Annotated in this window: 11 protein-coding genes; 4 read left to right on the forward strand and 7 right to left on the reverse strand. The window is 69.7% G+C overall.

The features are described 5' to 3' along the window. Positions 1–5: 5 nt before the first annotated feature. The 5 genes from JRI60_RS11585 to JRI60_RS11605 form a co-directional block, all read right to left on the reverse strand. Positions 6–1,115, reverse strand: coding sequence for a DUF444 family protein (locus JRI60_RS11585; RefSeq protein WP_204225908.1), 1,110 nt, complete (start codon positions 1,113–1,115; stop codon positions 6–8). Between the two features lie 17 nt (positions 1,116–1,132). After that, positions 1,133–3,205, reverse strand: coding sequence for a PrkA family serine protein kinase (locus JRI60_RS11590; protein WP_204225909.1), 2,073 nt, complete (start codon positions 3,203–3,205; stop codon positions 1,133–1,135). Positions 3,206–3,538: 333 nt separating this feature from the next. Then, positions 3,539–4,336, reverse strand: coding sequence for an ABC transporter permease (locus tag JRI60_RS11595; protein ID WP_204225910.1), 798 nt, complete (start codon positions 4,334–4,336; stop codon positions 3,539–3,541). Continuing rightward, positions 4,336–5,106, reverse strand: coding sequence for an ABC transporter ATP-binding protein (locus JRI60_RS11600; RefSeq protein ID WP_204225911.1), 771 nt, complete (start codon positions 5,104–5,106; stop codon positions 4,336–4,338). Before JRI60_RS11600 ends, JRI60_RS11595 begins: the two co-directional genes overlap by 1 nt. A 17-nt stretch (positions 5,107–5,123) precedes the next feature. Further along, positions 5,124–8,378: a CHASE3 domain-containing protein gene (locus JRI60_RS11605; RefSeq protein WP_204225912.1), complete on the reverse strand. Its 3,255-nt coding sequence runs from the start codon at positions 8,376–8,378 to the stop codon at positions 5,124–5,126. Positions 8,379–8,621: 243 nt separating this feature from the next. Here JRI60_RS11605 and JRI60_RS11610 point away from each other — a divergent pair, with 243 nt between their 5' ends. Together JRI60_RS11610 and JRI60_RS11615 are read left to right on the forward strand one after the other, a co-directional pair. Beyond that, entirely contained in the window at positions 8,622–10,214 is a 1,593-nt protein-coding gene (locus JRI60_RS11610) for an ArnT family glycosyltransferase (RefSeq protein ID WP_204225913.1), read from the forward strand. Positions 10,215–10,381: 167 nt separating this feature from the next. Then, the gene (locus tag JRI60_RS11615; protein WP_204225914.1) at positions 10,382–12,679 is read left to right on the forward strand and encodes a PAS domain-containing protein; all 2,298 of its coding nucleotides are present in this window, start codon (positions 10,382–10,384) and stop codon (positions 12,677–12,679) included. 21 nt (positions 12,680–12,700) lie between these two features. Here JRI60_RS11615 and JRI60_RS11620 read toward each other — a convergent pair whose 3' ends face one another. Next, complete coding sequence (locus JRI60_RS11620) at positions 12,701–15,595, reverse strand: PAS domain S-box protein (protein WP_204225915.1); 2,895 nt, start codon at positions 15,593–15,595, stop codon at positions 12,701–12,703. Further along, positions 15,592–17,151 carry a sensor histidine kinase gene (locus tag JRI60_RS11625; protein WP_204225916.1) on the reverse strand — a complete coding sequence of 520 codons (1,560 nt, stop codon included), beginning with the start codon at positions 17,149–17,151 and terminating at the stop codon, positions 15,592–15,594. The genes JRI60_RS11620 and JRI60_RS11625 overlap by 4 nt, the downstream gene beginning before the upstream one ends. A gap of 320 nt (positions 17,152–17,471) precedes the next feature. Between JRI60_RS11625 and JRI60_RS11630 the strand changes: the two genes are divergently transcribed. Both JRI60_RS11630 and JRI60_RS11635 read left to right on the forward strand, forming a co-directional pair. Next, on the forward strand, positions 17,472–17,753 hold the full coding sequence (locus tag JRI60_RS11630; protein WP_204225917.1) for a type II toxin-antitoxin system RelE family toxin: 282 nt from the start codon (positions 17,472–17,474) through the stop codon (positions 17,751–17,753). A 154-nt stretch (positions 17,754–17,907) separates the two neighbouring features. Further along, positions 17,908–18,243: a cupredoxin domain-containing protein gene (locus JRI60_RS11635; protein WP_204225918.1), complete on the forward strand. Its 336-nt coding sequence runs from the start codon at positions 17,908–17,910 to the stop codon at positions 18,241–18,243.

The raw sequence follows: 18,243 nt of genomic DNA on the forward strand, positions 1-18,243 counted from the left end.
CCGCGTCAGCGGCCCTTACCGAGGAAGTCCTTGATGGAGGCGTAGATGGCGTCCTTGTCCGCGATCTCGCTCAGGGCGACGTTGTTGGAGTCTCCGATGGCCTCGCGCAAATCCTTGATGAACTGGCCACTGCCATAGGGGCTCTCCACCTGGCCGTAGGCGAACTGGTTCACACTGGGCAGGATGTCCTCGCGCAGCATCTCGATGCACTGCCGCGTGTCGTCCGCGCTCCAGTTGTCTCCGTCCGAGAAGTGGAACGGATAGATGTTCCACGCGCTCTTCGGGTAGTCCGCCTTGATGATGTCCCGGCACAGCTTGTAGGCACTGGAGATCATCGTGCCGCCGGACTCGCGCGTGTGGAAGAACGTGTCCCGGTCCACCTCTCGCGCCACGGCGTCGTGGATGATGTAGCGCGCCTCCAGTCCCTTGTACTGGTGGCGCAGCCACGTATCGAGCCAGAAGCTCTCGATGCGGACGATCTCCTTCTGCTCGTCTCCCATCGAGCCCGACACGTCCATCATGTAGATGATGACCGCGTTCGTCTCCGGCAGCTCCTGCAGCTTGTAGCTGCGGTAGCGCCGGTCCTCGCGTGTCGGGACGATGATGGGTCGCGCCGGGTCATACGTCCCCATCGCGATCTGCCGCTTGAGCGCCTGTTTGTAGGTGCGCTTGAAGTGGCGCAACGACTCGGGGCCCGTGGTGTTGACCCCGGTGTACTTGATCTTCTGGGTGACGATCTTCTCGTTGTGCCGGCGCTCGATGTGGGGGAGCTGCAGCTCCTCCCCCAATATCTGCGCCAGCTCATCGAGCGTGACGTCGACCTCCAGGGAGTGGTCGCCCTCTCCCTGGCCGGCCTGATGCCCGTCCCCGGGCTGTACCGCGCCCGGGGAGAGCTGCTGACCCACCTCACCATCTCCCTGTCCGACGCCCCCCTGCTCCTTGTGGCCGTACTTGAAGTGGGGGATGTCGATGAAGGGGATGGGGATGGCGATGGTGTCCTTCCCCTTCTTTCCGATCATCTCCCCCTTCTGCACGTACTTGCGCAGGTTGGATTTGATCTTCCCGCGGACGATCTGTTTGAAGCGCGAGTGGTCCTGGTGGATCCGCAGCGACACGACTACCCCCTTGGGTCCTACTCCTTGGCGTCACCCCGCGCGAAGATGCTGGCCACGAAATTCAGCACGTCCGTGGAGCAGATCTCGCAGTAGCCGTAGTTCTTCATCAGCCGGTCCTTGACCAGGTCGATCTTCTCCTGGGTCTCCTTGTCCACCACCGTGGATACGAGGTTCTTGAGCTTGATGCTGTCCTTCTGGTCCTCGAACAGCTTGAGCTCCAGTGCCTTGTGGAGCCGCTCGTTGGTCCGGTAGTTGAAGCTCTTGCCGTCCACCGCCAGCGCGCCGATGTAGTTCATGATCTCCCGGCGGAAGTCGTCCTTGCGGCTGTCCGGGATGTCGATCTTCTCTTCGATGGACCGCATCAGGCGCTCATCCGGCTCCTCGTAGAGACCGGTGTACTTGTTCTTCACCTTCTCCTTCTGGGTGTAGGCCTTGATGTTGTCGATGTAGTTGCCGCACAGCTTGCCGATGGCGTCCTCGTCGGCGCTGATGGCGCGCTGGACCTCGTTCTTGACGATGTCCTCGTACTCCTGCTTCACCGAGGTGAGCATCTCGCGGAAGCGCTTGCGGGAGTCCTCGTTGTTGATGAGCGAGTGGCCCTTGAGTCCGGCCTCCAGCTCGTTGAGCACCATGAAGGGGTTGATGCAGCCCTCGCCCTTGTCGCTCACCAGGGCATTGGAGATCTTGTCCTGGATGTAGCGGGCGCTGATGCCCTCGAGGCCCTCGCGCACGGCCTCCTTGCGCAGCTCCTTGATGTTGTCCTCGGTGAAGTTGGGGAGCGTCTTGCCGTTGTAGAGCTTGAGCTTCTGCAACAGCGAGAGGTTGTGCTTCTTGGGCTCCTCCAGGCGCGTGAGGACCGCCCACATCGCCGCCATCTCCAGCGTGTGCGGCGCGATGTGCTTGCCCTTGATGGCGCGGGAGTTGAAGTCCTTCTCGTAGATCTTCACCTCCTCGGAGAGCTTCGTGATGTACGGGATGTCGATCTTCACCGTACGGTCGCGTAGCGCTTCCATGAACTCGTTGTTCTCGAGCTTCTTGTACTCGGGCTCGTTGGTGTGCCCGATGATGACCTCGTCGATGTCCGTCTGGGGGAACTTCTTGGGCTTGATCTTGTGTTCCTGGCTGGCCCCCAGCAGGTCGTAGAGGAAGGCCACGTCGAGCTTGAGCACCTCGACGAACTCGATGAGGCCGCGGTTGGCGATGTTGAACTCGCCGTCGAAGTTGAAGGCGCGCGGGTCGGAGTCCGAGCCGTACTCGGCGATCTTCCGGTAGTTGATGTCACCGGTGAGCTCGGTGGAGTCCTGGTTCTTCTCGTCCTTGGGCTGGAAGGTGCCGATGCCGACGCGGTCCTTCTCGCTGAAGATGAGGCGGTTGACGCGGACGTGCTCCATCACCTTGGAGAAGTCGCCCTTGTACTGCGTCATCAGGTCCTTGAAGACGAAGCGGCAGGCGGGGCACAGCTCGCTGCCATCCGGGATGGTGTAGCCGCTCTCGGGCGGGCACAGCTCGGCGAGCACCTTGGGCCGCCACTCCCGGGGGATGAGGTTGAGCGGCTCCTCGTTCATCGGGCACTTCATCTTCTCGCGGACGGTGACGCCGTCCAGGCCCTTCTTGTCGGTGAGCCAGGAGAAGGTGTACGAGGCGCCCTCGGGCGACTTGGAGTAGTCCTCCAGGCCCTTCTTGAGCAGGCGCGCGATGGTGGACTTGGAGGAGCCCACCGGTCCGTGCAGGAGGATGACGCGCTTCTCGGTGCCGTAGCCCTGGGCCGCCGACTTGAAGACGTTGACCAGCTTCATCAACGGCACGTCCAGGCCGAAGATGGCGTCGCGGCCACCGAACTTCTCGTCACTGAAGAAGTGGTAGCGGATGAGCTTCTTCTTGTTGTCGATGTACTCCGTCTTCCCGTGGCTGAGGATCATGTCGTAGATCCTCTGGAAGGCGGTGCGGGTGACCTTGGGGTTCTTCCGGACGATCTCGAGGTATTCCTCGAAGGAGCCCTCCCAATGGAGCTCCGCGTAGGTCTTCGCGTCCTGCAACGCGGCGATCCTCGCGACCCAGGAAGATGAAGCCTTGTTCTCTACGTCCTTCATGTCTCTCCCTCGAGCCACCCGGAGCGCGGGATTTCCGCGCCTTTAGAGGGCCAAAAAGTGAACCTGGGGGTGTAATGGGCCATTCCAACACCACCCACGACGGGTCCCAGAACGACACGAACGCCCGACCTGCCCTTTTCGGGACCCCGCCGCGGGGTGGGACCGCGTGGCCAGCTCGTGTCGGAAGGGCGCGTCGCCGATGCGGCGGCCCCGCCTCCACGGGGTGAAAAGGCACACTCCATTATAAGGGTGCGCCGGGCGGCGGGGAGGGGGCTCGCGAAAACTCAGCCTTCAGTGAACGACAGTACGAGGGGAAGGGCGGAAATTGGACGGTCAACTGTGGGGCAGCGTCCCCGCCTGCTCTACATGTCGGCGCGCGGCTGACACGGCCCAGGCGGCCAGGGGCCAGAGGACGAGACAGAAGGTGAGCAGTGCCGCCCAGGTGGGCAACAGCTCGGAGGGGCCCGTGCCGCGCAGGGCGGACTCACGCAGGCCGTGGAGGGCATGGGTGGCGGGGAGGAAGCGGGCCACGGCGCGCAGGAAGGGCGGCAGCACGTCTGTTGGATAGAGGACACCCGCGAAGAGGTAGCTGAGGGTGTCCAGGGCGTAGGAGAAGGGGTCGCCCCGCTTGAAGACGAGCACGAAGGCGGCGGACAGCAGGCCGAGCGCACAGAAGGTGAGGGCGCTCAGCACCAGCGTGAGGACGAAGGCGGCCGGGTGGAGGTGCAGCCGTGCACCAAAAAGGAGCGCTCCGAAGCCGAGCAGCCCCACCGAGCGCAGCAGCGCGTTGGCCACGGGCCAGGCCCCCATCAGGGTGACGACGTGGAAGGTGGACAGGGGAGCGCCCAACAGCGGCTCCAGCGAGCCGTCGTTCTGTGCCGCGCGTACCGCGCCGCTGAAGCCCGTCTGCAGGGCACGCAACAGCGCCGCGGTGGCCAGCCCCACCAGCGCGAAGGAGAAGTAGTCCGTCCCGTAGCGGCCGCGCACCAGCGGTGTCTCGCCCACCGTGCGAGCGAGGAAGTAGAAGAGGGTGAGGGTGAAGAGGCCTCCCGAGACGAGCAGCAGCGCGTTGAGCCGGTAGGCCGTCGCCATCTGAAGGTCGCGCCGCAGGAAGGCGAGCAGCAGGCGCATCACGCCTCCTCCCGGGGCACGGCGGCGAAGACGGACTCGGCGGCCGGGCGCACCTGGGCGAAGGTGCCGGCGGCGGCGAGGCGGCCCGCGTCCAGCAGCAGCACGCGGTGGGCCACGGCCTCCACCTCGGCCAGGTCGTGGCTGGCGAAGAGCACGGCCGTCCCACGGGCGGCCACGTCCGACAGCAGGCGCGTGCGCAGGCGGCGCGCGGCTCCCGGGTCCAATGAGCGCGTCACCTCGTCCAGCAGCAGCACCCGCGGCCGGTGCAGCAGCGCCCGCATCAACACCACCCGCGCCTTCTCCCCGCTGGAGAAGGTGCGCACCTCCCGGTCCAGCAGGCGCCGGGCCTCGAGCGCCGCGGCCCACTCCTCGATGCGCGTGTCCACCTCGGGCGGGGGCACGTCGTAGAGCGCGGCGTAGAAGCGCAGGTTCTGCCGCGCCGTGAGGCGGGGCGCCAGGCCCCGGTCATCCGCGAGCGCGGCGCCCACCTCGCGGCGGCACCCGGGACGCTCCCGCACCACGTCGCGCGAGGCCACCCGCGCCGTGCCCGCGCTCGGCAGCAGCAGGCCCGAGAGGATGCGCAGCAGCGTGCTCTTCCCCGCGCCGTTGGGACCGATGAGGGCCACCACCTCGCCGGCCTCCACCTCGAAGGACAGGCCGCGCAGGGCCGTCCTGGGGGCCTCGTTCCGGCCACGCGGTCGCGCCCACGGCCACCAGGGCCGCGGGTACGTCTTCTCCAGGGCGACGACCTCGACCTCCAGCGGTGGCACGTGCGAGCTCCTTCCCGCTAGCCCGTGGGCGAGAGGGACATGAGGTTGGACAGCAGGGTCAGCAGCTCGGAGGGCTCCACGGGCTTGGCCACGTGCATGTTGAAGCCGACCGTCAGGGCGCGCGCCCTGTCCTCCACCCGGGCATAGGCCGTGAGGGCCACCGCTGGCACTCCGCCACCCTCCTCCACCGGGAGCGCGCGCACCTGGGTGATGAGCTGGTAGCCGTCCTCTCCCGGCATGCCGATGTCGGAGACGAGCAGCTCGGGCCTGTGCTCGCGCACGGCGCGCAGGGCCTCGGCCGCGGAGGCCGCGGTGAGGACGTGCGCCCCGTACTCCTCCAGCATCATCTTCAGCACCTCGCGGTTGTCCTCCTCGTCGTCCACCACCAGGATGCGGCGCTTGGCGAGCACGGGGTGGAGGGGCTGCCTGACGGAGGGCAGGGCCATCGACTTCCGGGGCGCGGCGGAGTCCGGCGCCGTCTGACGGGGGAGGATGGGGGGCAGGCGGACGGTGAAGGAGGCTCCGCGGCCCAGGCCCTCGCTCGCGGCGTGCACCGTTCCTCCATGCAGCTCGACGAGGTGCCGGACGATGGCGAGCCCCAGGCCCAGTCCCCCGTGCCGCCGGGTGGTGCCTCCCTCCAGCTGGCGGAAGCGCTCGAAGATGTGCGGCAGGAAGTCCTCGGGCACGCCGGGCCCCTCGTCCGCCACCGTCACCTCCACCGAGCTGTCCACGCGCCGCAGCAGCACCCGCACGCGGCTCCCCCCGGGAGAGAACTTCACCGCGTTGGACAGCAGGTTCCACACCACCTGCTGCAACCGGCCCGGGTCCCCCATCACCAGGTCCTCCGTCTCGGAGAGCTCCGGTTGGAAGCGGATGTCCTTGGCGTCCGCCGCGGGCCGCACCGACTCCATCGCCGCCTGCACCACTTCCGCCAGGTGCACCGGCCGCGTCTCCAGCCGCAGCTTGCCGGTGATGATGCGGCTCACGTCCAGCAGATCCTCGATGAGCTGGGCCTGGGCCTGGGCGTTGCGGTCCACCGTCTCCAGCGCCCTGGCGTGCTTGTCGGGGGCGAGCCGCCCGCTGCGCAGCATCTTCACCCAGCCGAGCATCGCCGTGAGGGGCGTGCGCAGCTCGTGGCTGACGGTGGCCAGGAAGTCGTCCTTGAGGCGGTTGGCCTCCTCCGCGTGCTTGCGCTCCTCCTGCGCCAGGGAGAAGAGCCGCGCGTTGTCGAGCGCCATCGCCGCCCGGCGCGCCACCTCCTCGAGCAGCAGCACGTCTTCTTCCTCGTAACGGCGGCCGGAGGTCTCCGAGGTGACGAACGTCAGCACGCCGAGCGTCCGTCCACGCGCCAGGAGCGGCGCGGCCACGAGGGAGCGTGGCCTCATCTCTTCCAGGGTGAGCCGCAGGTGCTCTGCGTTGTACGCCGCTCGCTCCACGAGCTCCCGGGTCATCTCCGGCAGGTGGACCGTCCTGCCCGAGTGCATCGCCCGGGCGGAAGGATGTTCGTTCCCGGTGGGCGGGAAGCGGCGGAGCTGTTCCGCCAGGGGGGCCAGGGTGTGGTCCGCGTGGGTCACCTCGACACGCTCGATGCGACCGTCCTCGCCCTTCAGGTCCACCAGGCACCAGTCCGCCAGCGACGGCACGGTGAGGCGGGCCACCTGCTGGAGCGTCGCCGCGTGGTCCAGCGAGGCCGCCAGGGCCGCGCTCGCCTCGGACAGGAAGAGGAGTGACTCCGCGCCGCGCGTCTGCTCGTCGATGTCCGTGCAGGTGCCGAACCACTGCGTGATGTGTCCCTCGGAGTCCCTCAACGGCAGGCCGCGCGCGATGAACCAGCGGTACGCTCCATCCGCCCGCCGCAGGCGGTACTCGATGCCGTAGGGCTCTCCCGTGGTGACCGCGCGCTTCCAGGTCTCGAGCGAGTGCACGACATCCTCCGGGTGCAGGGCCTGGCTCCAGCCATCGCCGAGCGCCTGCCCCGGCTTCTGCCCCGTGTACTCGTACCAGCGCGGGTTGAAGTACTCGGTGTACCCGTCCGCGCGGGACATCCAGATGAGCTGGGGCAGGGTCTCCGCCAGCAGCCGGAAGCGCGCCTCGGACTGGCCCTGGAGCTGCTCGGCGCGCTCGAGCTCGGCGAGCGCGGCCTCCGCCGCCTGCCGCGCGTGCACCTGCTCCGTCACCTCCACCGCGAAGAGCAGCACCGCTTCCAGCTGCCCCCCCGCATCCTTCAGGGGCTGGTAGGTGAGGTTGAAATAGCCCTCGGTGAACCGGCCGTCGTTGTCGCGGTCCAACATCACCCGCATCCCGGTGGTCGTGAAGGGCTGGCCCGTCCGGAAGACGTCGTTGAAGATGTCGTGGAGCGGGGAGCCCTTCTGCTCCGGAAAGGCCTCCCACACCGCGCGGCCGAGCAGGGGACGCCCGTGGAGCTTCTCGAGGGCCGGGTTGGCCAGCTCGCACACCTGATCCGACGCCCGGTAGACGCCCACCGCGGCGGGCACCTGCGTGAGGATGCTCTGGAGCCGGATCCGCTGCCGCTCGGCCTCTTCCTGCACGCGCAGGGCCTGCTCGCGCGCCAGCAATTCCTCACGCTCGGCCTCCGCTCGCTCCCGGGCCCGCCAGTCCCGCATGAAGGAGAGCGCCGCGAACCCGATGAAGCCGAGCAGGAAGCTACTGCCCGACAGCACGATGACGTCGGCGCGCTCGGAGGCCTGCCCCAGCTGCGCGTTCTGCTCCTCCAGGCGCCGTTGTTCCTCCTCGCGCAGCTCTCGCTCGAGCACGCGCAGCTCGTCCATGAGCCGCTTGCCCTCGCCGGCGCGGACTTGCTCGGCCGCCTCGGCGGGCTGGCCTCCGCGTGAGAGCGAGATGGTCTGCTCCATCACCTCGAGCTTGCGCTGGATGAGCGCGTCCATCCGCTCGAGGCGCTGGCGCTGGGAGTCATCCTCCGACAGGAGCGAGCGCAGGCGCTCCTTCGAGGGGCGGATGTGGAGGAGCGCTTCCTCGTAGGGGGCGAGGAACAGCTCCTCGCCGGTGAGGAGGTAGCCGCGCTGGCCCGTCTCGGCGTCCTTCAACAGCGACAGCAGGTGATCCGCCTCGCTGATGACATCGAGGGTATGCGTCACGCGGCCCGAGGTCCGCGACAGTTGGTGGGTCGAGCGCAGGAAGAGGCCGGCGATGAGCAGCACGGCGAGTGAAGCCGCCAGATGCCCGGCGAGGACCAGCAGTGGAAACCGATGCGAGCGCCTGGGTGTGTGGGGGCGCGGGGGGTTGCTTGCCATGCGGGCCTTCTTTCGAGGCGCCGCTCCAACCCCTTTACCGGGAGCCCCGGTAAGAGCGGCCGTGGCGCGCACCCGGTCCGTAACACATCACGGCCTCGCGGCATCTCCTGGGGAAGAGGGGAGGAACCCACACCCACACGCCAGCCCCACGAGCATGCGGTCAGGGGAGGAGGGTGGAAAAATACCCCCTCGGCGGGCTGCTCCCTTGGCTTTGGGCCGCGCCTGCGTATTCTCCGCGACCCCATGTCGTCCGCTTCGACCGTCCCCGCCTCCCCGCCGCGTCCCTCTGGCTCCAACCCCGTGCTCTCCGCCGTGCCCGACGTGGCCCGGGAGCCGAGCACCCGGTTGCTGGTGGGCCTGCTGCTCGCCGCGGCGCTGCTCCCGCGCCTGCTGCTGATGCCCTTCAACGAGAACTTCTACGGTGACGCGGTGGCGCGCATGGAGCTGGCGGAGCGCTGGCTGCGCGATCCGCACCTCATCACCTCCTATGGAGATGGGGCCTACCAGTTCGGACCGCTCCACCTGTACCTGGTGGCCTTCGCGCTGGAGCTGGTCCCCGACAAGGCGCTCGCGGGCCGGTTGGTGAGCCTGTTCTTCGGCGTGCTGGCGGTGGTGCCGCTCTTCTCCCTGACGCGGCGTGTCTTCGGCTGGCGCTCCGGGGTGTGGGCCGGGCTGGCCTTCTCCGTATGGGGCATGCACCTGCAGATGTCCACGACGGCGGCCAGCGAGTCGCTCTCGCTCTTCCTGATGTTGTCGGTGTTCGCGCTCATCGCGCGGGGGCTGGACGAGAACCGCCTGGGGCCTCTCTTCGGGGCGGCGGTGGTGCTCAACCTGGCGTGCGCCACGCGCTACGACGCGTGGCTCTTCATCCCGTTGCTCGCCGTGGCGCTGTTCCTCTGGGGAGATGACCGGATCGCCGGTGCCACCCGCGCCGTGAGCTTCGGCCTGCTGTGCCTGCCCTTCCCGCTGCTGTGGATGCAGGGCAACGAGCTGGCGCACGGGGACCCCTTCTACCCCATCCGCGCGGTGGAGCAGTTCCACTCGGACTGGGTGCGCGATGGCATCGCCCGGGTGGGGGCGTGGCGCTACCGGCTGGAGAACCTGGGCTTCTGGCCGGGCGTGGCGCTGCTGACGCTGTCGCCGGGCGTGGCGCTGCTGGGCATGGTGGGCATGAAGCGGATGTGGAAGGCGCAGCCAGAGGTGCGCTGGCTGGTGCTCTCCGCGGTGGTGCCCACCGCGTACTTCACCTTCCGGGCCGCGGTGTTGATGGACTTCCAGCCGCTGGGGCGCTTCACGGTGACGGAGGTGGCGCTGCTGCTGCCCTTCGTGGTGCCGGGCTTCGAGGCGTGCGTGGGCCAGAGCGGGGCCGGGGTGCGCCGGGCCGTGGCCGGGCTGTGCGCGGTGCTGGCGGTGGCCGTGCCGCTGGCCCTGGGCCTCTACACCTTCCGCGCCGACGGCGGTCTGCACGACAGCCTCCGGCCGGTGAGCCCCACCTCCACCAACCCCGTGCCGGTGATGCAGGTGGCGCGCTTCCTCAAGGACGAGGTGGCCGCCAAGGGGGGCGCGGCCATCCTCGACGAGGACCCGAGCTACCTGGACCTCCAGCTCGCCTTCTTCTCCGCGCTGCCGGACGAGCGGCTGGCCCGCGTGCGCTGGGCGACCTTCCGCAAGCACCTGCGCGAGGCCCAGCCGGAGTACCTCGTGCGCTTCGAAAACGGCGCGCTGATGAAGGACCCCGGCGCGAAGCTGGAGGGCCGTACGCTGACGCTGGATGACGTGGCGTACGAGGAGCTGGACGGCTTCTCCGCGCCGCTGCACGTCTACCGGCGCCGCTGAGGGCCGGGCTGCCTGCTCCAGGGTTGGCCATGTGACACACACACGGCCAGCCCCCGGCCACCGGGTGGTCCGCGTCGTGGAAGGAATGGCCCGGGCCCGCCTCGTCATGAGACAACGATGAGCGCCGGGCTCCTGACTCCCCAACTCGAGACGCTCACCCCCGCGCCATGATGTCCGCCGCCCCCCTCACCGCGCCGTCCTCCCTGCCCGCCCAGGCGCGCATCCTGCTCGTCGAGGACAGTCCCAATCAGCTCCTCGCCATGGAGGCGCTGCTCTCTCCCCTGGGCCAGGAGGTGTTGACGGCCTCCTCGGGTGGGGAGGCCCTGCGGCTGTTGCTCGAGAAGGACTGCGCCCTCGTGCTGCTGGACGTCCACCTGCCGGACATCAGCGGCTTCGAGGTGGCGCGCCTCATGCGCGAGCGGGAGCGGTCCCGCCGCACGCCCATCATCTTCGTCACCGGGATGACGGCCGACGCGTACTTCACCAGCCAGGGTTACGCCCTGGGGGCGGTGGACTTCCTCTTCAAGCCGTTCGACCCCCTGGTGCTGCGCGCCAAGGTGGAGGTGTTCGTCGAGCTGTACCTTCACCGGGAGCGGCTCAAGGAACAGGCGGAGCGCGAGCAGGCCGAGCTCGAGCGCACGCGGCTGCTGGGCCTGCTGGTGCAGACTCCGGCCGCCATCGCCATCACCCGCGGGCCGGACTTCGTCTTCGAGTTCGCCAATCCCCTCTACGAGAAGGTGATCGGCCGCCCCGTCGTCCTGGGGAGGAGCCTGCGCGAGGTGATGCCGGAGGTGTACTCCCAACCGGGGGTGATGGACGCGCTCCGGCACGCGATGCGCACCGGCGAGCCCTTCGTGGGCCGGGAGTTTCCCGTGTCGCTCGACCGGCTCGGGGACGGCCACTCGGAGGAGGCCTTCTTCGACCTCGTCTACCAGCCCCTGCTCGACGACCAGGGCCAGGTGGAGTGGCTGCTGACCCACGCGGTGGAGGTGACGGAGCAGGTGCGCGCGCGCCGGAGGCTCGAGGCCACCGAGCAGGCGCTGCGCCAGCGGGAGGCGGAGTTCCGCCGGCTGGCCGACAACATCCCCGACCTCGTTGCCCGCTTCGACCGCCAGCACCGGCTGCTCTACGTCAACCGCCGCATCGAGCGCACCACGGGCCTGCCCGCGGAGAGCTTCCTGGGCCAGACCAGCAGGGACCTCGGCCTGCCTCCGGACAAGGTGGAGAGCGCGTCGCGCGCCATCTCCGAGGCCTTCCGGGGAGGGACGGCGTCGCTCTCCTTCGACCTCTCCACGTCCGAGGGGACGCGGCACTTCGACGCGCACCTGGTGCCCGAGCGGGACGAGCGGGACGAGGTGGTGTCGGTGCTCTCCGTCACCCGCGACGTGACGGAGTCGCGCAACCGCGAGCGGGCGCTGCGGGAGAGCGAGGGCCGCTTCCGGCTCCTCGCGGAGGCGGGCGAGCTGCTCTCCTCCCTGGATGACATGACCGTCCTGCAGCGGTTGGCGGAGCTGGTCATGCCCCGCCTGGCGGACTGGGTGACGGTGGACCTGCTCTCCCACGCGGGGACGGTGGAGCGGGTGGTCTCGGTGCACCGTGACCCGGAGAAGGTGGCGCTCGCCTTCGAGTCCGTGCGTCGCTGGCCCATCGACAAGGACGCCCCTGGCGGAGTGGCCCGCGTGCTGCGCACCGGCGAGCCCCTCCTCGTGAAGTCCCTCACGGACGAGGCCCTGTCCGGCCTGACGCGGAACGAGGAGCACCTGAGCGTGGGTCGCACGCTGGGGGTGACCTCCTCGCTGATGCTACCCCTGGAGGCACGGGGACGGGTGCTGGGCGTGCTCTCGCTGAGCCAGGCGGAGAGTGGCCGGCACTTCACCGAGGAGGATGTCCCGCTGGCCCGGGAGCTGGCCCGGCGGGCGGGGCTCGCGGTGGACAACGCGCTGCTGTACCGCGAGGCGCGCGAGGCGCAGGGGCGTGCCTCCCGTCTCCAGGCGGTGGCCGCGGCGCTCTCCCGGGCCGCGACGCCCGAGGAGGTGGCGCGCGCCATCCTCACCGAGGGGCTCCTGCACGCCGGCACGCACGCGGGCGTCGTCTTCCTCCAGGAGCGTGATGGCGCGCTCCGCAGCCTCCATGACGTGGGCTACCCCGAGGAGTTCATCCGCCGCCTGCGCTACATCCCCCCGGGGGAGCGGACGCCGTACGGGGACGTGGTGCTCGCCCGGGAGGCGCACTGGTTCCTGTCCGCCGAGGAGCTGACGGCGAACTACCCCAGCTTCTCGTGGCTGTCGCCCACCTACGAGGCGCGCGCCGGCCTCCCCCTGAGGGTGGAGGAGCGGTCCCTGGGGTGCCTGTGGCTGTCCTTCCCGGACAAGCGGCGCTTCCCGCCCGAGGAGCGGGACTTCCTCGTCGCCCTGGCGCAGCTGTGCGCCCAGGCGCTCTCTCGCGCGTCCAGGGCTCCCGCGTAGGGCTCGCGCGGGGGGCCGGGCTCAGTGCCGGTGCCGGGGCAGCCGCACCGTGAAGGTGGTGCCGTCGTCCCCGGTGGAGCGCACGTCGAGCGTGCCGCCGTGGCCAAGGACGATCTGCCGGGTGATGAAGAGGCCCAGGCCCAGGCTGCCCCGGCCCGTTCCGGCCTCCGGCCCCTGCCGGTAGGGCTCGAAGAGGGTGGGGAGCAGCTCGGCGGGGATGGGCGCGCCCTCGTTGTGCACCTCGAGGCAGACGCCCGGACCCTCGCTCCAGGTGGACACCCGCACGGGCGTGCTCGCGGGGCTGTGCTGGAGGGCGTTGCCCACCAGGTTGGTGACGACCTGGGCCAGGCGGCCCTCGTCCCATTCACCCTGGCCGTCGCCGCGGGCGTGGAAGTCGATGTGCCGCTCGGGGTGGGCCCCCTGCACCTCGTCCACCACGCGGTGCACGTGCTCGTGGAAGTCCAGCGGCCGACGGTGGATGGGGATGCCTCCCACGCGCGCCTGGGTGAAGTCGAGCAGGTCGCGGATCATCCCGCTGGCCCGGTCCGCCGCCGCGTAGATGCGGCGGATGGCCTTCGCGGTGCGCTCGTCCACGTCCTCGCGCTTGAGCAGGGTGGCGGCCGACAGGGTGATGGCGTTGAGGGGGTTGCGCAGGTCATGGCTGACGATGGCCACCACGTCCTCGCGCACCCGGGCGGCCTCCTGGGCCTCCTGGTAGAGGCGCGCGTTGTCGATGGCCACGGCGGCGCGGTCCGACAGGCCCTTGGCCACCTCCAGGTCCGCCGCCATCGTCGTGGCCCGGGAGCGCAGCCAGGCGAAGCAGATGACGCCGAGCTTGCGGCCCCGGGCCACCAGGGGCACGACGACCACGGACTTCGGTCCGATCTCCTCCAGGAGGGCCCGGTGCTCCGCGTTCACCGCGACGGAGTCCAGCCACTCGGGGGTGACGAGGGGCACGGCCTGCGCCTTCCCGCGCTCCAGGACGCGGATGAGCGGGCCATGGTTCGCCACGGGGGGCGCGTAGGCCATCGTCTGGAGGATGAGCTGATGGATTCTCTGCTCCTGCGTGGCCACCTCCAACCGGTGCAGCTGCCCGTCCTCCCCGAGCAGGTCCACGATGCAGTAGTCGCACAGGCGCGACACGGCCAGCGAGGCGAGCTTCTTCAGGGTGGTGGCGACATCGAGCGACTGGGACAGCAGCGTGCCCGCCTCGACGAAGAGGGCCTGGGCCTCCATGGCGCGCTTGCGCGCGGAGATGTCGCGCACCAGCCCCGTGAAGAAGCGGCCCTGGGGAAGGCGCGTCTCGCTGACGGCGAGCTCCAGGGGAAAGACGCTCCCGTCCTTGCGCCGGCCCCGCACCTCGCGCCCGATGCCAATCACCTTGCGCACGCCCGTGCGCAGGTAGTTGGTCATGTAGTCGTCGTGCTCGCTCCGGTAGGGCTCGGGCATCAGGATGCTGATGTTGCGGCCGATGAGCTCCTCGGGGGCGTAGCCGAAGATATGCACCGTGGCCGGGTTGAGGTTCTGGATGATGCCCCGCTCGTCGATGGTGATGATGCCGTTCACCGCCGTCTCCAGGATGGCCTGGAGCCGCTGGGTCGTCTCGCGCAGGGCCTGCTCGCCCTGCTTGCGCTTGGAGATGTCGCGGGTGACGTCGGAGAAGCCGCGCAGCACGCCGTGCTCGTCGCGCAGGGCGGTGATGACGGCGTCGGCCCAGAAGCGCCCGCCGTCCTTGCGCACGCGCAGCCCCTCCGCCCGGCAGTGGCCCCGCTCCGCCGCGACCTGGATGCACCTGTCGGGGTCCCCCGCGGCCACGTCCTCGGGCGTGTAGAAGACGGAGACATGCCGGCCGAGCACCTCCCGCGCCTCGTAGCCGTTGATGCGCTCGGCGCCCGCGTTCCAGCTGACCACCCGGCCCTCCGGGTCGAGCATGATGATGGCGTAGTCCTCCACCTCCTCCACCAGCAGGCGGAAGCGCTCCTCGCTCACGCGTTGGGCCTCCTCGGCGCGCTTGCGGTCCGTGATGTCCAGCACCGAGGAGCCCAGCAGGAGGAGCTCCCCGGCCGCGTTGTGCACCGGGTAGTGGCTGACGAGCCAGTGGCGCACCTCCCCGCCCGTGCCGGCGGTGATGCCGGAGAGCTCCACGCCGATCTCCGGCTCCCCCGTCTCCAGCACCCGCTGGTAGATGGGCTCCAGGTAGGCGGCGAGCTCCGGGATGACCTCGCGCAGGTGGCGGCCCACGGTGCCCTCGAGGGGGATGCCGTTGATGTCCGCCAGCATCTGGTTGATGCGCACGTAGCGCAGGTTCCGGTCGAGGAAGGCCAGGCCCACCGGGGCGGTGGTGAGGAGCGTGTCCAGCAGGGCCAGGGCCTCCTCCGCCTGCTGGCGGGCGTGCTTCTCCCAGGACAGGAGCGCGGCGTGCGCGGCCTGGGCCTGCTGGCACTCGGTGAGCTCCAGGGAGAGGGCCCCGCGCGTGGGCGGCGGGTGCGCGTCGTGCTGGCGGAGGGACTCGGCCACGCCCTCGGCGATGCGGGTGGTGATGAAGTCGCCGAGGGCGCGCACCTCGCCGAGGGTGAGGTGCTCGCCCGTCTCCTCCACCAGGTCGAGGATGCACCCGTGCAGCACCTGGTACTCGCGCACCAGCGCCTGCACGTCGAAGTCGTCGCGCGGGCGCTGGCCGCCGGGCTGCCGGACTCCGGGGCTCCTTCCTCCGGCGGTGTGCCGGCGCAGCGCCACGGACAGCTCCCGCAGGGTGTCGCCGATGTGGTCCTCCAGCTCGGCCCGGGTGGGGACGCCGGGCGCGAGCCCCTCGCGCAGCCGCGCGAGCCAGCGTTGGACGAGCTCCTCGTGCCGGGCCAGGAGCAGGTCCGCCAGCGCGAGCCGTGAGCGCTCCGGGGGTTGCGGTTCGATGCTCACGGCCGCTTTCCCTCGGTGGGGGACCGCGGCGGCAGCTCCACGGTGAAGGTGGCGCCCGCTCCGGGGGTGCTCTCGACGTGCACCGTGCCACCCTGGACCTCGACGAACCGCCGGGTCATGTAGAGGCCCAGGCCCAGTCCGCCATAGTGGCGCTCGGACACCGCGCGCTCGTAGCGGTCGAAGATGCGTGGCACGTCCTCCGGGGCGATGCCGATGCCCTCGTCCCGCACCGTCATCCGCGCCCGGCCCTCCACCCACGACACCCGGAGGTGCACGGGCCTGCCGGCGCCGTACTTCAGGGCGTTGCTCAGCAGGTGGAACAGCACCTGCTCCAGGAGCCTCCGGTCCCACAGGCCCGGCACCTCGCCCTCGGTCTCCACCTGCAACGCGCAGCCGGCCCGTGCCGCCTCGCCGGCGAGCCGGTCCGCCACCCCGCGCGCCAACGTGCTCAGCTCCACGCGCTCCACCCGCGGCTCGAGCCGGTCCTCGTCCAGGTGGCTCACATCCAGCAGGCCGTCCACCAGCTCCGAGAGCCGCTTTACCTGCCGGCGCATCGCGTCGAGCTGGTCGAGCGTCCGGCGGGCCAGCCGCGCGCCAGACTCGGCCTGGAGATCTCTCCAGAGGGACTGCAACCGCAGCGTGAGGGTGGTGAGGGGCGTGCGTAGCTCGTGGGCGGCCACGGTGAGGAACTCGTCCCGGGCGCGCACGGCCTGCCGCAGATCCTCGAGGAGCCGCTCACGCTCTTCCCGTGCCCGCTGGCTGGCGGAGATGTCGGTATTGGTGCCCACCCACTCGCGCAGCGAGCCATCGGCGTTGAAGACGGGGGTTCCTCGCGCGAGGATGGGGGTGTAGCTCCCATCGGGCCGCCGCACCCGGTACTCCACCACGTAGGGCTTCCGCTGGGCCACGGCCTCGAGCCAGGCCTTGCGTACCTGGGGGCGATCCTCCGGATGGACGGCCTGGAACCATCCGATGCCCAACCACTGCTCCAACGTCTGGCCGGTGAAGGCCCGCCAGCTGGGGCTGTCCTCCACCACCAAGCCCTCGGCATCCGCCGTCCACACCACCTGGGCGGTGGATAGCACCAGCGAGCGGAAGCGCGACTCGCTCAGCTGGAGCGCCCGCTCGGTGCGCCACCACCGGGTGACGTCCTGGACGGTGGTACCCAGGCCGATGATGTCCCCGGCGCCGTCCCTCACGGGGTAGTAGTTGACGAGGTAGTGGTGCTCCTCGTCGTGGGTGGCGGGGGTGCGGACCTCGAGGAGAGTGTCGACGAGCGGCTGGCCCGTGGACAACACGTGCCTGAGCGCCCCCACCAGCTCCGGGGGCAGGTCCGGGATCAGCTCGGGAATGCTCCTGCCGATGTGGTCCTCGGCGGGCAGGCCGTTGATGTCGGCCAGGGTCTTGTTGATGCGCACGTAGCGCAGGTCTTCATCCAGGAAGGCAATGCCGATGGGGGCCGCCCACAGGGAGGCGAACTGCGAGCAGGCGAGCGCATCCCATCCCCCCCAGGGAGACACCTCGGTGGCGCCAGTGGCGGTCGTGTCCGGTTTCATGAGGCCTGTCCGCGCTTGCCCGTCCATGCGTGAAGCCGCCCCGGCCGCGAGACAAGACCGCGGGACGGAAGTGGAGTCCTTTAGGGGACATATGCAGGGAGGGTTCGAGTGGCATGGGCGGCCCCGCCGCACTCGCGCGAGAAGCAGGGGGCCGGGCGAGTCCCCGCAAGAGGGGTAGCGCACCGGTTGATCGCTACTGGACTGAATATCCTTCTGGATTCCGCTTGTAAGAACTCCGGCCGGGACACGGACCCCCTGGATAAGTGTTGAAGATGACAGAGGGGCGAGTTGGCATGCTTCGTGCTCAAAGCAGGCCCGGAATGCGTAGACCCGAGAGCCTGGACAAGTACACCGTGGAAGTCAGCCCCGCCGCCTGGCGGCAGCTGTCCCACCTGCCGTTGGAGACATACCAGCGCATCCGCGAGGAGCTGGATGCGACCGCGGCCCGGTTGAGACCGGCGACTCCCGTGCCCTTGCCGCAGAAGCTCGTCAGGACGGTCGAGACGCGCTCCATCCTGGTGGATGGGCATGTCGCGCTCTTCGAGGTGGACCCGGATCGCAGGCGCCTCACGCTCAGGGAGATCGCCCGCCGCATTCCGTGAGGAGCCCCCGTGACCGGGCGGGTTACAGGGAAACCCGCCAGGGCACTCCGGCCGGGCACTTCGCACCGCCAACCCCGCGAAAACAGGAGGAAATGTACCTCGGCACGCGTTGTGCTCCGGACACTCGCGTCCTCATTCCGGGAGAGATCCACCCATGACGAAGAGCCTGCTGGGAGCCCTTGCCTCCCTGACCCTGATCGCCGCCGCCCCGGTCGACAAGAACGGAGTGCGCACCGTGGAGCTCACGGTGACCGCCAAGGGCTTCGAGCCCGCGAACGTGAAGGTGAAGGCGGGGCAGCCGGTCCGCCTCGTGGTGACGCGCAAGACGGACAAGACGTGCGCCACGGAGATCATCCTGGACGACCTGGGCATCAACCAGCCGCTGCCCCTGGACACGCCGGTGACGGTGGAGTTCACCCCCAGCGAGTCGGGCACGCTGCGCTACGCCTGCGCGATGAACCACATCGGTGGGGTCGTCACCATCCAGTAA

Source organism: Archangium violaceum, assembly GCF_016887565.1.
GTDB classification, from domain to species: domain Bacteria; phylum Myxococcota; class Myxococcia; order Myxococcales; family Myxococcaceae; genus Archangium; species Archangium violaceum_B.